Genomic DNA, 19,736 nt, shown 5'->3' with positions numbered 1-19,736 from the left:
CCCTAAGCATCTGAATCCCTTGCACAACGCGCTATAGGCGCTCTTGTTTTTACTGCTTCTGCGTTCAGCGTGCCGGCTTGCGCTTGCCCACCTTGCCGCTCTTCACACCCTTGCGTGGCGCGGCCTTGGCTGGCATGGCTGCATCACGCGCCGCCCCACGCCCACCGGGCTGATCGACCGAGGACGCAGCGGGTGCTGCGGCCCCCTGGCCCTGGGCTGAGCGCTCGGGTTTGCGATGGGCGCGCTGTGCGTCACGGCGCTGCCCCTTAGCCTGGGGTTGTACCCGCTCCGCACCAGCCTCACCGCGGGCATTGGGCACAAACACGCCCTCATCCGTATCCTGCACATCGACTTCTTCACGGCGGGCCCGCTTGCCAGCGCGGTTGCGCGTGGGGGCACGCTGGGCGAGCTCGTCTTCGTCGTGCACGATGCGGAAGTCGATCTTGCGACCATCCAGATCCACCCGGCTGACCTGCACGCGCATGCGGGTACCTATGGTGTAGCGGATGCCGGTGCGCTCACCACGCAGCTCCTGGCGGGCCTCGTCAAAGCGGAAGTAGTCGCCACCCAGCTCGGTGATATGCACCAGGCCTTCCACATACATGGCATCCAGCGTGACGAAGATGCCAAAGGTGGTCACCGATGACACCGTGCCGGCAAACTCCTCGCCCAGGTGGTCGCGCATGTATTTGCACTTGAGCCAGGCCTCCACGTCGCGGCTGGCCTCATCGGCACGGCGCTCGTTGGCGCTGCAATGCAGGCCAGCGGCTTCCCAGCCCTGCAACTCGGCCTGGGCGGCACGGTTGAGCGGCTTTTGCCGTGGCTCCACCACGCGCGATGCAAGGCGCTTGGCCAGCTTGGCCTGGGCCTCGCCCGGCGTGGGCAACACAGGCAGGCGGTAGCGCGCATCGTTCAAGGTGGCCTTGATGACACGGTGCACCAGCAAGTCCGGATAGCGGCGGATAGGGCTGGTGAAGTGGGTATAAGCCTCGAACGCCAGACCAAAGTGGCCGTTGTTCTCGGGCGTGTAGAAAGCCTGCATCATGGTGCGCAGCAGCATGGTGTGGATCTGCTGGGAATCAGGCCTGTCCTTCGTGGCGTCGGCAATGGCCTGAAACTCGCGCGGATGCGGCGTGTCGCTGACCGACATGGCCACACCCATGGCCTTGAGATAGCCGCGCAGAATCTCGATTTTCTCCATTGAAGGCCGGTCATGCACGCGGTACAGGCCGTTCTGACCGCTTTGCTCAATGAAATCGGCCGAGCACACATTGGCGGCCAACATGGCCTCTTCAATCAGGCGGTGAGCGTCATTACGCGTGCGGGGCACGATTTTTTCAATGCGGCCGTTGTCGTCGCAAACGATCTGCGTCTCCACCGTGTCGAAATCCACCGCACCGCGGGCATGGCGGGCCTGCAGCAGGGCGCGGTACACATCGTGCAGGTTCAGCAAATCCTGCACCCGCTCCTTGCGCTGCGCAGCCTCGGGGCCACGGGTGTTGGACAGAATGGCGGCCACCTCGGTATAGGTAAAGCGCGCATGGCTGTGCATAACCCCAGGGTAGAACTGGTAGGCATGCAGCTCGCCCTTGGAGGTGATCAGCATGTCGCAGACCATGCACAAACGGTCCACATCGGGGTTGAGCGAGCACAAGCCGTTGCTGAGCTTTTCCGGCAGCATGGGAATCACGCGGCGCGGAAAGTACACGCTGGTGGCGCGCTCATAGCCATCAATGTCGATGGCATTGCCGTTTTGCACATAGTGACTCACATCGGCAATCGCCACCAGCAGACGCCAGCCCTTGCTGCGCCCCACCTTGGCAGGTTCGCAGTACACGGCATCGTCAAAGTCGCGGGCATCTTCACCGTCGATGGTGACCAGGGGCACATCGCGCAGGTCAATACGGTGCTTGCGGTCAGTAGCGCGCACCTTGTCCGGCAGCGCCTTGGCTTCGGCCAGACAGGCATCGCTGAAGACATGGGGCACGCCGTATTTGCGCACGGCGATCTCTATCTCCATGCCCGCATCATCGACTTCACCCAGTACCTCGGTCACACGCCCCACGGGCTGACCAAACAGAGCCGGTGCCTCAGTCAGCTCGACCACCACCACCTGACCGGCCTTGGCCGTGCCAATGGCCGTGCCCGGCACCAACACATCCTGCCCATAGCGCTTGTCTTCAGGCGCCACCAACCAGACACCGCTTTCCTGCAGCAGGCGGCCGATCAGCGTCTTGGTGGGCCGCTCCACAATCTCCAGCACATGGCCTTCCGGGCGGCCACGACGGTCCTGGCCCACTATGCGCACGCGCACCTGGTCTTTGTGCAGCACCGCACGCATCTCATTAGGAGGAAGAAAGATGTCGCCTTCGCCGTCATCCCGCAGGAGGAAGCCATGACCGTCACGATGCCCCTGCACTGTGCCTTCAATTTCTTTCGACAAATTGGCTGTCTTTGCGCGGAGGTTCATTTTTTTACTATACAATTTCAGTCTTTCCTGAGGCGCCCAGGTGGCGGAATTGGTAGACGCACTAGTTTCAGGTACTAGCGGGTAACTCCGTGGAGGTTCGAGTCCTCTCCTGGGCACCAAGTTTAACGACAACCAGCTCTGGTTTTCGTAAAAACAAGGCTCATTGCTACCACAATGATCATGTTTTGCGTAGATAAGGATACGCTTTAGGAAAAGCATCTGCTTGGAAGAGCAGATAAGCCCAGGTGGCGGAATTGGTAGACGCACTAGTTTCAGGTACTAGCGGGTAACTCCGTGGAGGTTCGAGTCCTCTCCTGGGCACCAAATTTTGGGATGGCTGTATTTTCTGCAGCCCTCTTTAGGCAAAATTTTGTGTGCTGTTCATTCATCATTGCAAAGTTTGCCTATGCCCAGGTGGCGGAATTGGTAGACGCACTAGTTTCAGGTACTAGCGGGTAACTCCGTGGAGGTTCGAGTCCTCTCCTGGGCACCAAAAAATTCAATCGCACATCTCCTAGGTGTGCAGCAAGTCAAATCGCCGGCGCTACCACGCCCTTGTAAAACGGTTTGCCTTTGCCCAGGTGGCGGAATTGGTAGACGCACTAGTTTCAGGTACTAGCGGGTAATTCCGTGGAGGTTCGAGTCCTCTCCTGGGCACCAAAAAATCGAAAGCACATGCGCTGGCATGTGCAGCAAGTCAAACTGTTGGCGCTACCACGCCCTTGTTAAACAGTTTTTCTTTGCCCAGGTGGCGGAATTGGTAGACGCACTAGTTTCAGGTACTAGCGGGTAATTCCGTGGAGGTTCGAGTCCTCTCCTGGGCACCAAACACATCAGGCAGTTGTTTCGACAACTGCCTTTTTTGTTTTCTCCCGCTGAAGATCCCCAGCACGCCTTGAGAACAAAACAAAAAGCCCATGCCTGCAGTTACAGACATGGGCTTTTTTAGGGGACGAATACAGGGCACTGCGCCCTAGAGCATTAAGCGCGCAGCAGCTCCAAATCAGCAGCCGCCAACCAGCGCCACTGACCAGGCTGCATGGTCTCCGGCAGCTCCAGGCCGCCAATCTTCCAACGGTGCAGAGACTCCACACGGTTGCCAACGGCCGCCAACATGCGCTTGACCTGGTGGTACTTTCCTTCCGTCAGCGTCAAATCGATGGTGCACTCATCCACCTGCACACAGGCCGCCGCGCGCACAGGTTTGGGGTCATCGTCCAGCACCACGCCCGCCAACAAGCGCTCAACCATTTGCGCCGTCACCGCGTGCTTGGCCGTCACCCGGTACACCTTGGACACATGCTTTTTGGGAGAGCTCATGCGATGGATAAACTGGCCATCATCGCTGAGCAGCAGCAGACCCGTCGTATCCTGGTCCAGACGCCCCACGGCCTGCAGACCCTGGATGGCATTCTTGCTCGGCCGCTGGCGCAGCGGTGCGGGCAGCAAGGTGTAAATACTGGGATGGGCCGAGGGCTTTTGCGAGCATTCCGTGCCCGCCGGCTTGTACAGCAGCACATAGCCTTTTTCGTGATATTCCCAATCCACACCCTGCACGCGGAATTTCAACCCCTCCGGCTCCAGATCCAGCGTGGAGTCCGTGGTGCGCTGCATCTCACCATCCACGCACACCTCGACCCAGCCTTGCTGCACCAGGCCGGAACACACACGGCGAATACCAAAACCCTGGGAGTACAGAATATCTTGCAACTGCATAACGATTACCTTGCACGATTGCTCTTAGCAATCCTTGATAGCACATTCAAAAGCCGTAGCACACCCAACGCGCCTACCCAGGCTTTCCAAGAATTTTCACACTAAAGCCAGATGTGGCATGCTGCAGATGCTATTGATTTCACTGCAGCACACAAGACAAAACCCCCAGCCTCTTGCGAGAGCTGGGGGTGTTGCGCTTGTAAGAGCCTGACGATGACCTACTTTCACACGGGAACCCGCACTATCATCGGCGCAAATTCGTTTCACTGTCCTGTTCGGGATGGGAAGGAGTGGTACCAAATCGCTATGGTCATCAGGCATAACTTGTAAAGCTGCAGATATTCCTATCTACAACTCAAATTCATAGAGTCTTTAATCAGCGATTATCTTGATTGCGTAAAACTTGGCATAACTAGTCTGAACTGCATGGCAGTCAAAGTTATAGGGTCAAGCCTCTCGGGCAATTAGTACTGGTTAGCTTAACGCATTACTGCGCTTCCACACCCAGCCTATCAACGTCGTGGTCTACAACGACCCTTCAGGGGGCTCAGGGCCCCGGCAGATCTCATCTTGAAACGAGTTTCCCGCTTAGATGCTTTCAGCGGTTATCTCTTCCACACGTAGCTACCCTGCGATGCCACTGGCGTGACAACAGGTACACCAGAGGTGTGTCCACTCCGGTCCTCTCGTACTAGGAGCAGGCTTCCTCAAATCTGCAACGCCCACGGAAGATAGGGACCAAACTGTCTCACGACGTTTTAAACCCAGCTCACGTACCTCTTTAAATGGCGAACAGCCATACCCTTGGGACCGACTACAGCCCCAGGATGAGATGAGCCGACATCGAGGTGCCAAACACCGCCGTCGATATGAACTCTTGGGCGGTATCAGCCTGTTATCCCCAGAGTACCTTTTATCCGTTGAGCGATGGCCCTTCCATACAGAACCACCGGATCACTATGTCCTGCTTTCGCATCTGCTCGACTTGTCAGTCTCGCAGTTAAGCACGCTTATGCCATTGCACTATCGTCACGATGTCCGACCGTAACTAGCGTACCTTCGAACTCCTCCGTTACGCTTTGGGAGGAGACCGCCCCAGTCAAACTGCCTACCATGCACTGTCCCCGATCCAGATAATGGACCTAGGTTAGAACCTCAAACGCACCAGGGTGGTATTTCAACGTTGGCTCCACCAGAACTAGCGTCCTGGCTTCAAAGCCTCCCACCTATCCTACACAGATCCGTTCAAAGTCCAATACAAAGCTACAGTAAAGGTTCATGGGGTCTTTCCGTCTTTCCGCGGGGAGATTGCATCATCACAAACATTTCAACTTCGCTGAGTCTCAGGAGGAGACAGTGTGGCCATCGTTACGCCATTCGTGCAGGTCGGAACTTACCCGACAAGGAATTTCGCTACCTTAGGACCGTTATAGTTACGGCCGCCGTTTACTGGGACTTCAATCAAGAGCTTGCACCCCATCATTTAATCTTCCAGCACCGGGCAGGCGTCACACCCTATACGTCCACTTTCGTGTTTGCAGAGTGCTGTGTTTTTATTAAACAGTCGCAGCCACCGATTTTTTGCAACCCCTTTTAGCTCCGTTTGTTCAACTTCACTTACTTGGGGCATACCTTCTCCCGAAGTTACGGTATCAATTTGCCGAGTTCCTTCTCCTGAGTTCTCTCAAGCGCCTTAGAATACTCATCTCGCGCACCAGTGTCGGTTTGCGGTACGGTCGTCAATAGCTGAAGCTTAGTGGCTTTTCCTGGAAGCAGGGTATCACTCACTTCGTGTGCAAGCACACTCGTTATCACCCCTCATCTAAGCCCGGCGGATTTGCCTACCAGGCACGACTACAGGCTTGAACCAACATATCCAACAGTTGGCTGAGCTAACCTTCTCCGTCCCCACATCGCACTATTGATCGGTACAGGAATATTGACCTGTTTCCCATCAGCTACGCATCTCTGCCTCGCCTTAGGGGCCGACTCACCCTACGCCGATGAACGTTGCGTAGGAAACCTTGCGCTTACGGCGAGGGGGCTTTTCACCCCCTTTAACGCTACTCATGTCAGCATTCGCACTTCTGATACCTCCAGCACCCGTCTCCAGGCACCTTCACAGGCTTACAGAACGCTCTCCTACCACGTGCAATAAATTGCACATCCGCAGCTTCGGTAACTGGCTTAGCCCCGTTACATCTTCCGCGCAGGACGACTCGATCAGTGAGCTATTACGCTTTCTTTAAATGATGGCTGCTTCTAAGCCAACATCCTGACTGTTTTAGCCTTCCCACTTCGTTTCCCACTTAGCCAATTTTAGGGACCTTAGCTGGCGGTCTGGGTTGTTTCCCTCTTGAGTCCGGACGTTAGCACCCGGTGCTCTGTCTCCCAAGCTGTACTCGTCGGTATTCGGAGTTTGCATAGGTTTGGTAAGTCGCCATGACCCCCTAGCCTAAACAGTGCTCTACCCCCGACGGTAATACTTGAGGCACTACCTAAATAGTTTTCGGAGAGAACCAGCTATTTCCAAGTTTGTTTAGCCTTTCACCCCTATCCACAGCTCATCCGCTGATTTTGCAACATCAGTCGGTTCGGACCTCCAGTACCTGTTACGGCACCTTCATCCTGGCCATGGATAGATCACTTGGTTTCGGGTCTACACCCAGCGACTGGACGCCCTATTCGGACTCGATTTCTCTACGCCTCCCCTATTCGGTTAAGCTTGCCACTGAATGTAAGTCGCTGACCCATTATACAAAAGGTACGCAGTCACCCCTTAGGGCTCCTACTTTTTGTAAGCATGCGGTTTCAGGATCTATTTCACTCCCCTCCCGGGGTTCTTTTCGCCTTTCCCTCACGGTACTGGTTCACTATCGGTCGATTACGAGTATTTAGCCTTGGAGGATGGTCCCCCCATATTCAGACAAGGTTTCTCGTGCCCCGCCCTACTTTTCTCTAGCTTAGTACCACCGTTCGGTTTTCACATACGGGGCTATCACCCACTATGGCCGGACTTTCCATTCCGTTTTGTTAACCAATCGACTATCACTAGAAGGCTGTTCCGAATTCGCTCGCCACTACTATCGGAATCTCGGTTGATGTCTTTTCCTCTGGGTACTTAGATGTTTCAGTTCTCCAGGTTCGCCTCGCATACCTATGTATTCAGTATGCGATACCCTTGCGGGTGGGTTTCCCCATTCAGAAATCTCCGGATCAAAGCTTATTTGCCAGCTCCCCGAAGCTTATCGCAGGCTATCACGTCTTTCGTCGCCTGTAATCGCCAAGGCATCCACCACATGCTCTTAGTCACTTGACCCTATAACTTTGACCTCTATCGCTAGAGATCGCCATTTCGGTGTTCAAAGACTTGTGAGGTCTCTCACCTCACGCGTTATGCCGTAATGTGAATAATTCCTCGATATTGCTATCTTGGAGATATTCGTCATTACTAGATAATTTCGCATTCGCAAAATATCTGTTTTGACGCAATCAAAATGTTGCTGGCGGCACGGTGCGAATATCTTTCGACTTCGCTTTCCACCAGCAACGCTGATTTCGACTCTATGAATTTTTAAAGAACAGCCTATTGATCGTGTCGATCAATACAAAAGCAGTCTTTGCAAGACTGCTTTTGTATTAAACGCTTTTCAGTGCGAAGCCAACGATTGTAGCACCTTCTCAGGCGCAGTTTTCGTTGGTGGAGGATGACGGGATCGAACCGACGACCCCCTGCTTGCAAAGCAGGTGCTCTCCCAGCTGAGCTAATCCCCCGGGATCCTCTGCACTGGCATTGGAATTTGATGGTGGGTCTAGTTGGGCTCGAACCAACGACCCCTGCGTTATCAACACAGTGCTCTAACCAGCTGAGCTACAGACCCATTCCTCAACGCCGCAAATCTCTTTGCAGCCTTGCGGCTTGTTCCAACAACCGATAAGTGTGGACGTTCAAACTTGATTGCTCTGTTTTCCAGAAAGGAGGTGATCCAGCCGCACCTTCCGATACGGCTACCTTGTTACGACTTCACCCCAGTCACGAACCCCGCCGTGGTAAGCGCCCTCCTTGCGGTTAGGCTACCTACTTCTGGCGAGACCCGCTCCCATGGTGTGACGGGCGGTGTGTACAAGACCCGGGAACGTATTCACCGTGACATTCTGATCCACGATTACTAGCGATTCCGACTTCACGCAGTCGAGTTGCAGACTGCGATCCGGACTACGACTGGCTTTATGGGATTAGCTCCCCCTCGCGGGTTGGCAACCCTTTGTACCAGCCATTGTATGACGTGTGTAGCCCCACCTATAAGGGCCATGAGGACTTGACGTCATCCCCACCTTCCTCCGGTTTGTCACCGGCAGTCCCATTAGAGTGCTCAACTAAATGTAGCAACTAATGGCAAGGGTTGCGCTCGTTGCGGGACTTAACCCAACATCTCACGACACGAGCTGACGACAGCCATGCAGCACCTGTGTTACGGCTCTCTTTCGAGCACTCCTCTATCTCTAAAGGATTCCGTACATGTCAAAGGTGGGTAAGGTTTTTCGCGTTGCATCGAATTAAACCACATCATCCACCGCTTGTGCGGGTCCCCGTCAATTCCTTTGAGTTTCAACCTTGCGGCCGTACTCCCCAGGCGGTCAACTTCACGCGTTAGCTTCGTTACTGAGTCAGTTAAGACCCAACAACCAGTTGACATCGTTTAGGGCGTGGACTACCAGGGTATCTAATCCTGTTTGCTCCCCACGCTTTCGTGCATGAGCGTCAGTGCAGGCCCAGGGGATTGCCTTCGCCATCGGTGTTCCTCCGCATATCTACGCATTTCACTGCTACACGCGGAATTCCATCCCCCTCTGCCGCACTCCAGCCTTGCAGTCACAATGGCAGTTCCCAGGTTGAGCCCGGGGATTTCACCACTGTCTTACAAAACCGCCTGCGCACGCTTTACGCCCAGTAATTCCGATTAACGCTTGCACCCTACGTATTACCGCGGCTGCTGGCACGTAGTTAGCCGGTGCTTATTCTTACGGTACCGTCATGACCTCTCTTTATTAGAAAAAGGCTTTTCGTTCCGTACAAAAGCAGTTTACAACCCGAGGGCCTTCATCCTGCACGCGGCATTGCTGGATCAGGCTTTCGCCCATTGTCCAAAATTCCCCACTGCTGCCTCCCGTAGGAGTCTGGGCCGTGTCTCAGTCCCAGTGTGGCTGGTCGTCCTCTCAGACCAGCTACAGATCGCAGGCTTGGTAAGCCTTTACCCCACCAACTACCTAATCTGCCATCGGCCGCTCCAGTTGCGCAAGGCCTTGCGGTCCCCTGCTTTCAACCTCAGTTCTCATGCGGTATTAGCCACTCTTTCGAGTAGTTATCCCCCACAACTGGGCACGTTCCGATGTATTACTCACCCGTTCGCCACTCGCCACCAGACCGAAGTCCGTGCTGCCGTTCGACTTGCATGTGTAAAGCATGCCGCCAGCGTTCAATCTGAGCCAGGATCAAACTCTACAGTTCGATCTTGAATTTAAAGTCTTTCGACTACTCACTCACTTGACGGAATCAAGAAAGATTTCTCTTTCCTCATTACTGTTTTTGTGAGCGTTTGTTTTAGTTCCAAAGAACTTGGCAATCGCCTTCAAACGCCCACGCTTATCGGCTGTACATTTTTAATGAATCCACTCAAAAACCACCAGGCCTTCAAGCTTGACTCGCTGCGATCAGCGAAGCCTTGTATTGTAGCACAACTTTCATTGCACAGATCAAAGTTCTTAAACTTTTTGCAAGCACCCCAAGGATTCTTGCAAAAAGAAAAAGCCTTTCGGCTTTTTCTTTGATCTGGCGGAAACGGAGGGATTCGAACCCTCGATGAGGCTCTACACCCCATACTCCCTTAGCAGGGGAGCACCTTCGGCCACTCGGTCACGTTTCCGCAATGACGCTATTGTAAGCAGCTTTTTGGGCCGCTCAGGCAAAGTTGCGAAAATTATTCGCTTTTGTCCAAACCGAAGGCGGTGTGCAGGGAGCGCACGGCCAGCTCCAGGTACTTTTCATCGATGACCACCGAGGTCTTGATCTCCGAGGTGGAGATCATCTGAATGTTCACACCTTCCTGGCTCAGCGCACGGAACATGGTGGAGGCCACGCCCACATGGCTGCGCATGCCGATGCCGACGATGCTCACCTTGGCGATGTTGGGATTGCCCACCACTTCCGAAGCGCCCAGTGCCGGAGCCACCTTCTCGCGCAGCAGCTCCAGTGCGCGCTGGTAGTCGCCCTGGCTGACGGTGAAGGAGAAGTCGGTCTTACCTTCCTTGGAGATGTTCTGGATGATCACATCGACTTCGATGTTGGCATCGGCCACGGGGCCCAGGATGCCGGCAGCAATGCCGGGGGTGTCGGGCACGCCCAGCACGGATATCTTGGCTTCGCCGCGGTTGAATGCGATGCCGGATACGACGGCCTTTTCCATTTTTTCGTCTTCCTCAAAAGTAATCAGCGTGCCGGACTTGGCTTCTTCTTCCAGATCGATGTCCCAGGGCGTGAAGCTGGAGAGCACGCGCATGGGCACCTTGTACTTACCAGCAAATTCCACCGAGCGGATCTGCAGCACCTTGGAGCCGAGGCTGGCCATCTCCAGCATTTCCTCGAAGCTCACCGTGGTCAGGCGCTTGGCTGCCGGCACCACGCGGGGGTCGGTGGTGTAGACGCCATCCACATCGGTATAGATCAGGCATTCGTCGGCCTTGAGCGCTGCAGCAATGGCCACGGCCGAGGTGTCGGAGCCGCCACGACCCAGCGTGGTGATGTTGCCCAACGGGTCAATGCCCTGGAAGCCGGTGATGATGACCACGCGGCCGGCGTCCAGATCGGCACGCACGCGCTGGTCATCAATGGATTCGATGCGCGCCTTGGTGTAGCTGCTGTTGGTGCGCACAGGCACTTGCCAACCCGAATAGCTCACCGCGCCCATGCCTTCGGATTGCAGCGCAATCGCCAGCAGGGCAGACGAAGCCTGCTCGCCCGTGGAGGCCAGCATGTCGAGTTCGCGGTAATAAGAGGTTTGGGGGCTGGCGGGTGCCAATTCGCTGGCCAGGCCCAGCAGACGATTGGTTTCACCACTCATGGCACTGGGAACGACCACCACTTGGTGACCTGCCCGAGCCCATTTGGCCACGCGCTTGGCAACGTTGCGAATGCGCTCTGTCGAGCCCATCGAAGTGCCGCCGTATTTATGAACGATCAGTGCCATTGGATAACAGGGGTGACGAAACTGCTTGCCACGGCGCTGGAGGAACGGTGTGCTGTTTTGGCGCGCCGCCGGTTTTCGTGCTAAGGAATGTAGACCAAAACTCAGGGATTGTACCAAGCGAGCCTGCTGCCCTGCCTCACCACAAACCCGTACCCCACCTTGATATGGATACGGTGCCCTCGCGTGCTGCAATGGCTGATCTGGCGCAGCAGCTCGCGCAGCTGGGCGGCCGACGGCGTAGCGCCATGCGACTGCAGCAGCCACTGGCGTAGCAGCTGGGCCTGGCGCTCGGGCGCCAGCGCCTGCACGGCCTTGATCTGCGGAGGCACACCCACGGCCTGCAAATCGCCCTGAGCCTGGGCCACCAACAGCCGCTGCGCCTGGGCCGCATGCTGGCTGCTGCGGGCAAACGTGTCGCGAAACTGCGGGAACACCTGCTCCAGCACCGGCAGCAGCTGGTGGCGTATGCGGTTGCGGGTGTAGCGCGCATCGGTGTTGCTCGGGTCTTCCACCCAGGGCAGGCCCCGCTCCACCAACCAGCTGCGCACGTCGGCGCCGGCCACCTGCAGCAGTGGCCGGCACCAATCCAGCCCGCCGCGCTGCAAATGCCGGGGCATGGCCGCCAGACCGGGCAGGCCGGCACCACGCGACAGCGCCAGCAGCAGCGTTTCCACCTGGTCGTCCGCATGCTGGGCCAGCACCACCGTGGCCATGGGTCGCTCAAAGCCCTGCAAGGCCTGTTGCGTCAGCGCCGCGTAGCGATGGCGCCGGGCCGCCTCTTCCGGGCTATCACCCGCAGCGGGGCGGGCATCCACCTGCGCCACCACCAAGGGCACTTGCAGCGCAGCGCATGTGCTGCGGCAATGTGCGGCAAAACCATCGGCAGCGGCCTGCAGGCCGTGGTGCACATGGATGGCATGCACCTGCCCCGGCCAACGCTGGGCACAGGCATGCAGCAGCGTGCTGGAATCCGCCCCGCCGCTATAAGCCACAGCCAGCGGCAGCGCGGGATGGCTTTCGGCAAAGGCTTGCAGCGCCTGGTCCACGGACTGGGTCATGCGCCCTCCTTGCGGTCTTGGCGACCATGGTTACAGCGGGCGGCGCAAAGCGCCCCATAAAACCATAGCTGCTGCCGCATATATATAGCCAATCTCCGGTACAAATCCATCGCAGATGCTTTATCTGTATACGGTCGCAGCTCATCTTCTTGCAAAGCGCAGCGCCAAGAAAAATGGCCCCGAAGGGCCATGGGGGCAGCGTGTTGCATGCCAGTCATTGCAGAACCAGCGCCTTAGCTGGCCTTGGTGTCGGTGTAGCGACCATAGCTTTGCAGGCGCTCGTAGCGGCGGTCCTGCAGTTCCTTGGGCTTGAGGTCGGCCAGCTGGCGCCAGGCATCGCTCAGACCACGCTTGAGGAAGGAGGCCATCTGCTTGGTGTCGCGATGGGCACCGCCCACGGGCTCGTTGATGATCTTGTCCACCAGGCCCAGGGCCTTCAGGCGGTGGGCGGTGATGCCCATGGCCTCGGCAGCTTCCGGGGCTTTTTCGCCGGTCTTCCACAGAATGGAGGCGCAGCCTTCGGGGCTGATGACCGAGTACACGGAGTACTGCAGCATCAGCACCTGGTCGGCCACGGCAATGGCCAGGGCGCCGCCCGAACCACCTTCACCGATGATGGTGGTGATGATGGGGGTTTGCAACTGGGCCATCTCGAAGATGTTGCGGCCAATGGCTTCGGACTGGCCGCGCTCTTCCGCATCGATGCCGGGGAAGGCGCCCGGCGTGTCGACAAAGGTGAACACCGGCAGCTTGAACTTCTCGGCCGTCTTCATCAGACGCAGCGCCTTGCGATAGCCCTCGGGGCGCGTCATGCCAAAGTTGCGCAGTGCGCGCTCCTTGGTGTCGCGGCCTTTTTGGTGACCGATGACCATGCAGGGCTGGCCGTTGAAGCGCGCCATGCCACCGATGATGGATTTGTCGTCCGAGAAATGGCGGTCGCCATGCATCTCGACAAAGTCGGTGAAGCACTCGCGCACATAATCCAGCGTGTAAGGGCGCTCGGGGTGTCGCGCAATCTTGGTGATCTGCCAGGGCGACAGGTCACTGTAGATGTCCTTGGTGAGCTGGTTACTCTTTTTACTCAGCTGGTCAATTTCTTCCGAAATATCGACAGCACTTTCGGTCTGCACATAACGCAGTTCTTCGATCTTGGCTTCGAGTTCGGCAATGGGCTGTTCGAAGTCCAGAAAAGTCTTTTTCGCCAAAATTATTCTCCTTGTCCCGGCCTCGCCTAGAGGGGCCTACGGAACACATCAATAGGTCACAGGCTGCGGGTCGAGCGAGCGCCAAATATACCAAGTCGCCACGGTGCACCAGGGTTTCCAGGCCTCGGCGACTTCACGGACATCGCTGCGGCTGACGGCTTCGCCCGAGAAATAGTTCTCGCTGATGCCCTTGAGCAATCCGGCGTCATCCAGCGCCAGCACATTGGGCCGCTGCAGGTAGAACACCAGGAACATTTCCGCGGTCCAACGGCCTATGCCGCGGATGGCGGTGAGCTCGGTGATGATGGCCTCATCGTCCATGCCCCCCCACTCCTGCACATGCAGGCGGTCTTCGGTGAAATGCACCGCCAAGTCCACCAGATAGTCCACCTTGCGGGCAGACAGTCCGGCGGCGCGCATGTCATCCACCTTCAGGCGCAGCAGCTGGGAAGGCGACAGGCCTTCGGGCAGCAGCGCCAGCAGTTTTTTCCATTGGGCAGAGGCCGACTTGGCCGCCACCTGCTGACCCAGGATGGAGCGCGCCAGCGTCACAAACGCATCGCCGCGCGTGACCAAGGTCTCCCCCGGGTATTGGGGAATCAGTCGGCGCAGCACCCGGTCTTTTTTGACCAGATGCTTGCACGCCTCTGCCCAGTAGGCCGGCGCATGTTGCGGCGGCACAGGCAGTTCTTTCAAAGAGGATGCCATGGGAGTGTCCTGTGCCCTACTGGGCGGCCTCCCAGGTGGTGCCAGCAGCAGAGTCCTTGAGCACAATGCCCTCGGCCAGCAAGGCCTGGCGAATGCGGTCGGCCTCGGCCCAGTTCTTTTCGGCCTTGGCAGCGGCGCGGGCTGCAATCTGCGCCTCGATGGCGGCGGCGTCCACACCGGCGGCACCGGCCTGCAAAAACTGCTGCGGATCGTCCTGCAGCAAGCCCAGCACCGCGCCCAAGGCCTTTAGCAAGCCCGCCACTTCGGGCGACTTGCTGCGGTTCACCTCGGCGGCCAGCTCGAACAGCACGGCCACGGCTTCGGGCGTGCCGAAGTCTTCGTCCATGGCGGACTTGAAGCGGGCCGCATGGGTGTTCGCCCAGTCGATCTGAACCTCGTCCGCAGCCACCATGCTCAGCGCGGTGTACAAACGCTTCAAGGCGCTGCGCGCATCATCCAGGTGCACATCGCTGTAGTTCAGCGGGCTGCGGTAGTGGCTGCGCACCACGAAGAAGCGCACGGTCTCGGCGTCGTACTCCTTGAGCACATCGCGGATGGTGAAAAAGTTGCCCAGCGACTTGGACATCTTCTCGTTATCCACGTTGATGAAGCCGTTGTGCATCCAGGTCTGGGCAAGCTGCTTGCCCGTGGCGCCCTCGCTCTGGGCGATCTCGTTTTCGTGGTGGGGGAACTGCAGGTCCGCACCGCCGCCGTGAATATCAAAGCTCTCGCCCAGCAGGGCGCAACCCATGGCCGAGCATTCGATATGCCAACCGGGGCGGCCTTCGCCAAAGGGGCTTTGCCATTTCACATCGGCCGGCTCTTCGGGCTTGGAGGATTTCCACAGCACAAAGTCTAGCGGGTCCAGCTTGCCGTCCTGCACGGCCACGCGCTCGCCAGCATTGAGCTCGTCCAGCGACTTGCCCGACAACTTGCCGTAGCCAGGGAACTTGCGCACGGCAAAGTTCACATCGCCGTTGCCCGCCTGATATGCCAAGCCTTTTTGCTGCAGCTGGCCAATCATGGACAGCATCTGCGGCACATAGTCGGTGGCGCGCGGCTCATGGTCGGGGCGCGCAATGCCCAGGGCATCGGCGTCCTGGTGCAGGGCGGCAATCATGCGGTCGGTCAGGCCGCGAATGGTCTCGCCGTTTTCCACCGCGCGCCTGATGATCTTGTCGTCAATGTCGGTGATGTTGCGCACATAGGTGACCTGGTAGTCACTGGCACGCAGCCAGCGCTGGACCACGTCAAAAGCCACCATGGAGCGCGCATGGCCCAGGTGGCAAAGGTCGTACACGGTCATGCCGCATACATACATGCGGACATGGCCCGGCACCAATGGCACAAACGCTTGCATGGCACGCGACAGCGTGTTGTAGATACGCAAACTCATGGAGGTGTGTCTTGTTCACAGAGAAGGGGGAAGCGCTTGTGGCCGGCCCGTCCGACCCTGCGTTCCCAGCAGCGAAAAAGGGGTGTCCAGGCGGCCTTTGCTACGCACAGTGGCCCGACACCCCTCAGCTACAATGCGTCGCAGTATAAAGCCCCCCGTGCGGGGGCGCCGTCATCTCCTCGAAAGCACCTACTTCATGTCCCTGCGCCCCGCACTTTTCTGCACCTTGCGCGCCCTCACCGTGGCGGCCCTGCTGGCGGCCGGTGGCGCGGCCCATGCCGATGATTACAGCGACGTGGCCAAGCTGGTGCGCGAAGGCAAGACTGCCCAAGCCATTACCCAGGCCGACAAATACCTGAGCGCCAACCAGCGTGACCCGCAGATGCGTTTTCTCAAAGGCACGGCCCAGGCCGCAGCCGGCCAGAACGACGAGGCCATCACCACCTTCACGCAGCTGACCGAGGAATACCCCGAGCTGCCCGAACCCTATAACAACCTGGCCGTGATCTACGCCAGCCAGGACCGCCTGGACCAGGCCCGCAGCGCGCTGGAAACCGCCGTGCGCAACAACCCGGGCTATGCGGTGGCACATGAAAACCTGGGCGACATCTATGCCCGCCTGGCCTTTCAGTCATACAGCCGCTCGCAGCAGCTGCGCGGCCCCAACAAGGCCCTCAAGCTCAAGCTGTCCACCTTGCGTAGCCTGCTGCAAGCACCCGCTCCGCACTGAGCCCCTAGCATCCCCCATTTGCACCGCATGGCAGCACCGCCGCAGCGCCCAGGCTGCCTTGCAGGATTGACCGATTTTTTTGGAACCCCACCCATGTTTAACCGTAGAAAAGCCGCTCTCACGCTCGCAGCATCCGCACTGGCGGCCAGCATTTTCGCAGCGCCCGCCTGGGCCCAAAGCGGGCCTCCTCGCGTCAAGCTGACCACCAGCATGGGCGACATCGTGCTGGAACTGAACCCCAGCGCGGCCCCCAAGACGGTGGAGAACTTTCTGCTGTATGTGAACGACAAGCACTACGACGGCACGGTGTTCCACCGCGTCATGGACGGTTTCATGATCCAGGGCGGCGGCTTTACCGCCGACCTGCAGCAAAAGCCCACGCGCGCACCCATTCCGCTGGAAGCCAAGAACGGCCTGAAGAACGACAAATACACCATCGCCATGGCCCGCACCGGCAACCCGAATTCGGCCACGGCCCAGTTCTTCATCAACGTGGCCAACAACGACTCGCTCAACGCCCCCAAGCCCGACGGCTACGGCTATGCGGTGTTCGGCAAGGTGGTGGAGGGCATGGAAACCGTCGACAAAATCCGCACCGTTCCTACGGGCAACCGTGGCATGCACCAAAATGTGCCCACGACACCGGTCACCATCACCAAAGCCACCGTGCTGCGCTGATGCGACCCCGGGCAACCGCCCTCCCCTTTTCGATTGAGAGAAAGACTGCTTTATGAGCAACCCACAAGTTGAACTGCATATCACCATCAACGTGGCCGATACCGCTACCCCCGGCGTGATCACCCTGGAGCTGGATGCTGTGAATGCGCCCAAGTCCACCGAGAACTTCCTGAACTACGTGAACCAGGGCTTCTACAACGGCACCATTTTTCACCGCGTGATCAAGAACTTCATGATCCAGGGCGGTGGTTTCAGCGCCGACATGAAGCAAAAGGAATCGGGTGAACCCATCGAAAACGAGGCCAAGAACGGCCTGAAGAACGACAAGTACACCATCGCCATGGCCCGCACCAGCGATCCGCACAGCGCCACGGCCCAGTTCTTCATCAACACCGTGGACAACGCTTTCCTGAACCACACCGCCCCCACCGGCCAAGGCTGGGGCTATGCAGTGTTCGGCAAAGTGGTCAAGGGTGAAGACGTGGTGGAAGCCATCAAGAAGGTGCGCACCACGCGCAAGGGCTTCCACGACGACGTGCCTTTCGACGCCGTGGTGATCGACAAGGCTGTGGCCATCTAACTCCCCCTGAGGCGCTACGCGCCTTCACCCCTCTCTCGCTTGCGCGGGAGGGGGACGACACCAGCGCGGCGGGGCGGCCCTTGCGCGGTGTCCCTCACTTGGGCCCGCGCCCAGTTTTGTGCGCTGCGGGTCGTGCGCCGCACCCAAGATCATTGAATTGATGCAAGACCCCCGTACAACCGCCCCCTCCGTAGCGCAGCTGCTGGCTGCGCCCAACTGGCGCACGGTCGATGTGATTTCAGACCTGCACCTGCAGCCCTCGGAGCCGCAGACCGTGCAGGCTTGGCGCGACTATCTGGCACGCACCACGGCCGATGCCGTGTTCATTCTGGGCGATCTGTTTGAAGTCTGGGTGGGCGACGATGCCCTCGACGAGCCCGGCAGCTTCGAAGCCGAATGCGCCCAGGTGCTGCACGCCGCTGCACAGCAACGCCCGCTGTTCTTCATGGTGGGCAACCGTGACTTTCTGGCAGGCAGTGCCTTTTTGGCGCGCACCGGCATGACCGGCCTGGCCGAGCCCACGGTGCTGGTCTGGCCACATGGTGAGGGTCAGCGCCGCATTCTGCTCAGCCATGGCGACGCCCTGTGCCTGGACGATGTGCAGTACCAGCAATTCCGCGCCCTGTCGCGCTCGGCAGCCTGGCAGCAGCAGGTGCTGGCCCAGCCGCTGGCCGTGCGCCGCGCCATTGGCAAATCGGCCCGCAGCGAGAGCGAGCAGCGCAAGCAGGCTGGCGTCCCCTATGCCGATGCCGATGCCCAGATGAGCCGCACCTGGATGGACGCAGCCCAGGCCCAATGGCTGGTGCATGGCCATACCCACCAACCTGCCGACCACCCCCTGGCCGATGGCCGCTGGCGCATCGTCACCAGCGACTGGCATCTCGACGCCGACCACGATGACGGCCCCCAGCGCAGCGAAGTGCTGCGCCTCACGCCCCAGGGCTGGCAGCGCCTGCCCCCCGAGGCAGCGTGAAAGCGACCGCCCTCTGCCGCGCCCGCAGGTCACAGGCATGAACTGGCAACGCCTGCTCCCTGCCTGGGCCCGCCGCACTGCGGTGCGGGCCGGCGCCCTGGCTCCACAGCCCGTGCCCACCGCGTTGTGGCAGTCCACCGTGGCCCTCTACCCTTTTCTGGCCAGCCTCACGCCGGCCGAAGACGCCCAGCTGCAGCTGCTGGTAGCGCATTTTCTGCAGCACAAGGAATTCAGCGGCGCCCATGGCCTGGAAATCACCGATGCCATGGCCGTGGCCATTGCCGCCCAGGCCTGCGTGCTGCTACTGTACTGGGGCGAGCCCGCCGATGCCCTGCGCTGGTATGCCGATTTTGTCGGCATCGTGGTGCAGCCAGATGATGTGATCGCCCGCCGCAAGGTGGTGGACGAGGCCGGCGTGGTCCACCACTACAACGAGGAGCTGATGGGCGAGGCCATGGAGGGCGGCCCCATCATGCTCAGCTGGGCCGCCGTGCAACCCGGCCATGCGCTATTGGCCGCGCACAGCAACGTGGTGATCCACGAATTCGCCCACAAGCTGGACCTGCGCGATGGCAGTGCCAACGGCTGCCCGCCCCTGCCCGCTGGCTTTATGGGGCAGCACAGCGCCAGCGCCGCCCGCCAGGCCTGGAGCGCCATCTGGAGTCCGGCGTATCAGCTGTTTCGCGAGCAGGTGATCTGCCACGAGCGCTTTGGCCAAGCCGCACCCTGGCTGGATGCCTATGGCGCCACCGACCCGGCCGAATTCTTTGCCGTGGCCTGCGAAGGCTATTGGGTGGATCGCGAACGCATGGCCCAGGAGCTGCCCAGTGTGACGGCCGCCCTGGATGCTTTTTTCCAACACCCCCCTGAACACTGATGACCTGCTCTGCCAATCAGAGCACGACCAGCTCCCGTTCTATAGCCCAACGCCGGATTTGATAAAGAATGCGCTGCCTGTGCAGGTGCTGCGCAAAAAGA

12 protein-coding genes, 8 tRNA genes and 3 rRNA genes are annotated in these 19,736 nt (G+C 58.8%); 10 read left to right on the top strand and 13 right to left on the bottom strand.

Translation table 11 applies throughout. From position 1 onward, the window contains the following. Nucleotides 1–64: 64 nt before the first annotated feature. Complete coding sequence (gene rnr / locus ACA027_RS07705; protein WP_370681806.1) at nt 65–2,470, bottom strand: ribonuclease R; 2,406 nt, start codon at nt 2,468–2,470, stop codon at nt 65–67. Nucleotides 2,471–2,504: 34 nt separating this feature from the next. On the opposite strand from rnr, the gene ACA027_RS07700 reads away from it, so the two are divergent. From ACA027_RS07700 to ACA027_RS07680, 5 genes are all read left to right on the top strand, one after another. Then, nucleotides 2,505–2,589, top strand: a tRNA-Leu gene (locus ACA027_RS07700). A gap of 120 nt (nt 2,590–2,709) precedes the next feature. Further along, nucleotides 2,710–2,794: transfer RNA gene (locus tag ACA027_RS07695), tRNA-Leu, on the top strand. 84 nt (nt 2,795–2,878) lie between these two features. After that, nucleotides 2,879–2,963 (top strand) — tRNA-Leu (locus tag ACA027_RS07690). An 82-nt stretch (nt 2,964–3,045) separates the two neighbouring features. Then, a tRNA-Leu gene (locus tag ACA027_RS07685) sits at nt 3,046–3,130 on the top strand. 82 nt (nt 3,131–3,212) lie between these two features. Then, nucleotides 3,213–3,297, top strand: a tRNA-Leu gene (locus tag ACA027_RS07680). A 154-nt stretch (nt 3,298–3,451) separates the two neighbouring features. Here the strand turns inward: ACA027_RS07680 and ACA027_RS07675 are convergent. The 12 genes from ACA027_RS07675 to cysS form a co-directional block, all read right to left on the bottom strand. Continuing rightward, entirely contained in the window at nt 3,452–4,186 is a 735-nt protein-coding gene (locus tag ACA027_RS07675) for a 16S rRNA pseudouridine(516) synthase (protein WP_370681805.1), read from the bottom strand. Nucleotides 4,187–4,391: 205 nt separating this feature from the next. Then, nucleotides 4,392–4,504 (bottom strand): 5S ribosomal RNA (gene rrf / locus ACA027_RS07670). A 125-nt stretch (nt 4,505–4,629) separates the two neighbouring features. Next, nucleotides 4,630–7,505 (bottom strand): 23S ribosomal RNA (locus ACA027_RS07665). A 379-nt stretch (nt 7,506–7,884) separates the two neighbouring features. Beyond that, a tRNA-Ala gene (locus ACA027_RS07660) sits at nt 7,885–7,960 on the bottom strand. A gap of 30 nt (nt 7,961–7,990) precedes the next feature. After that, a tRNA-Ile gene (locus ACA027_RS07655) sits at nt 7,991–8,067 on the bottom strand. 93 nt (nt 8,068–8,160) lie between these two features. Next, nucleotides 8,161–9,695 (bottom strand): 16S ribosomal RNA (locus ACA027_RS07650). The 16S, 23S and 5S rRNA genes sit together here with 3 tRNA genes alongside, the layout of an rRNA operon. A gap of 322 nt (nt 9,696–10,017) precedes the next feature. Continuing rightward, a tRNA-Ser gene (locus ACA027_RS07645) sits at nt 10,018–10,110 on the bottom strand. Between the two features lie 54 nt (nt 10,111–10,164). Continuing rightward, entirely contained in the window at nt 10,165–11,430 is a 1,266-nt protein-coding gene (locus tag ACA027_RS07640) for an aspartate kinase (RefSeq protein WP_370681804.1), read from the bottom strand. A gap of 101 nt (nt 11,431–11,531) precedes the next feature. After that, nucleotides 11,532–12,488: a tRNA lysidine(34) synthetase TilS gene (tilS, locus tag ACA027_RS07635; RefSeq protein WP_370681803.1), complete on the bottom strand. Its 957-nt coding sequence runs from the start codon at nt 12,486–12,488 to the stop codon at nt 11,532–11,534. Nucleotides 12,489–12,721: 233 nt separating this feature from the next. Then, nucleotides 12,722–13,693, bottom strand: coding sequence for an acetyl-CoA carboxylase carboxyltransferase subunit alpha (locus ACA027_RS07630; RefSeq protein ID WP_370681802.1), 972 nt, complete (start codon nt 13,691–13,693; stop codon nt 12,722–12,724). A 48-nt stretch (nt 13,694–13,741) separates the two neighbouring features. Further along, on the bottom strand, nt 13,742–14,401 hold the full coding sequence (locus ACA027_RS07625; RefSeq protein WP_370681801.1) for a DNA-3-methyladenine glycosylase: 660 nt from the start codon (nt 14,399–14,401) through the stop codon (nt 13,742–13,744). A 16-nt stretch (nt 14,402–14,417) separates the two neighbouring features. Further along, on the bottom strand, nt 14,418–15,797 hold the full coding sequence (cysS, locus tag ACA027_RS07620; protein ID WP_370681800.1) for a cysteine--tRNA ligase: 1,380 nt from the start codon (nt 15,795–15,797) through the stop codon (nt 14,418–14,420). A gap of 196 nt (nt 15,798–15,993) precedes the next feature. On the opposite strand from cysS, the gene ACA027_RS07615 reads away from it, so the two are divergent. The 5 genes from ACA027_RS07615 to ACA027_RS07595 all read left to right on the top strand — a co-directional run bounded on the left by ACA027_RS07615 (nt 15,994) and on the right by ACA027_RS07595 (nt 19,635). After that, complete coding sequence (locus ACA027_RS07615) at nt 15,994–16,527, top strand: tetratricopeptide repeat protein (RefSeq protein WP_370681799.1); 534 nt, start codon at nt 15,994–15,996, stop codon at nt 16,525–16,527. 93 nt (nt 16,528–16,620) lie between these two features. Further along, nucleotides 16,621–17,205, top strand: coding sequence for a peptidylprolyl isomerase (locus tag ACA027_RS07610; RefSeq protein WP_370681798.1), 585 nt, complete (start codon nt 16,621–16,623; stop codon nt 17,203–17,205). Between the two features lie 52 nt (nt 17,206–17,257). Next, nucleotides 17,258–17,785, top strand: coding sequence for a peptidylprolyl isomerase (locus ACA027_RS07605; protein ID WP_370681797.1), 528 nt, complete (start codon nt 17,258–17,260; stop codon nt 17,783–17,785). A 160-nt stretch (nt 17,786–17,945) separates the two neighbouring features. Continuing rightward, nucleotides 17,946–18,758 carry a UDP-2,3-diacylglucosamine diphosphatase gene (locus ACA027_RS07600; RefSeq protein WP_370681796.1) on the top strand — a complete coding sequence of 271 codons (813 nt, stop codon included), beginning with the start codon at nt 17,946–17,948 and terminating at the stop codon, nt 18,756–18,758. A gap of 37 nt (nt 18,759–18,795) precedes the next feature. After that, nucleotides 18,796–19,635 (top strand): zinc-dependent peptidase, encoded by an 840-nt coding sequence (locus ACA027_RS07595; RefSeq protein ID WP_370681795.1) that lies wholly within the window; start codon nt 18,796–18,798, stop codon nt 19,633–19,635. The last annotated feature ends 101 nt before the right edge of the window (nt 19,636–19,736 follow it).

The organism is Comamonas sp. GB3 AK4-5 (assembly GCF_041320665.1).
GTDB lineage: Bacteria > Pseudomonadota > Gammaproteobacteria > Burkholderiales > Burkholderiaceae_C > Comamonas.
Note: the sequence above shows the minus strand (reverse complement) of the source record. Positions and strands in the feature narration are given on the sequence as shown.

Excerpts from the sequence above, each read along its gene's own strand:
- rnr (WP_370681806.1), bottom strand. The coding sequence starts at position 2,470 with ATGAACCTCCGCGCAAAGACAGCCAATTTGTCGAAAGAAATTGAAGGC.
- ACA027_RS07675 (WP_370681805.1), bottom strand. The coding sequence starts at position 4,186 with ATGCAGTTGCAAGATATTCTGTACTCCCAGGGTTTTGGTATTCGCCGT.
- ACA027_RS07640 (WP_370681804.1), bottom strand. The coding sequence starts at position 11,430 with ATGGCACTGATCGTTCATAAATACGGCGGCACTTCGATGGGCTCGACA.
- tilS (WP_370681803.1), bottom strand. The coding sequence starts at position 12,488 with ATGACCCAGTCCGTGGACCAGGCGCTGCAAGCCTTTGCCGAAAGCCAT.
- ACA027_RS07625 (WP_370681801.1), bottom strand. The coding sequence starts at position 14,401 with ATGGCATCCTCTTTGAAAGAACTGCCTGTGCCGCCGCAACATGCGCCG.
- cysS (WP_370681800.1), bottom strand. The coding sequence starts at position 15,797 with ATGAGTTTGCGTATCTACAACACGCTGTCGCGTGCCATGCAAGCGTTT.
- ACA027_RS07615 (WP_370681799.1), top strand. The coding sequence starts at position 15,994 with ATGTCCCTGCGCCCCGCACTTTTCTGCACCTTGCGCGCCCTCACCGTG.
- ACA027_RS07610 (WP_370681798.1), top strand. The coding sequence starts at position 16,621 with ATGTTTAACCGTAGAAAAGCCGCTCTCACGCTCGCAGCATCCGCACTG.
- ACA027_RS07605 (WP_370681797.1), top strand. The coding sequence starts at position 17,258 with ATGAGCAACCCACAAGTTGAACTGCATATCACCATCAACGTGGCCGAT.
- ACA027_RS07600 (WP_370681796.1), top strand. The coding sequence starts at position 17,946 with ATGCAAGACCCCCGTACAACCGCCCCCTCCGTAGCGCAGCTGCTGGCT.
- ACA027_RS07595 (WP_370681795.1), top strand. The coding sequence starts at position 18,796 with ATGAACTGGCAACGCCTGCTCCCTGCCTGGGCCCGCCGCACTGCGGTG.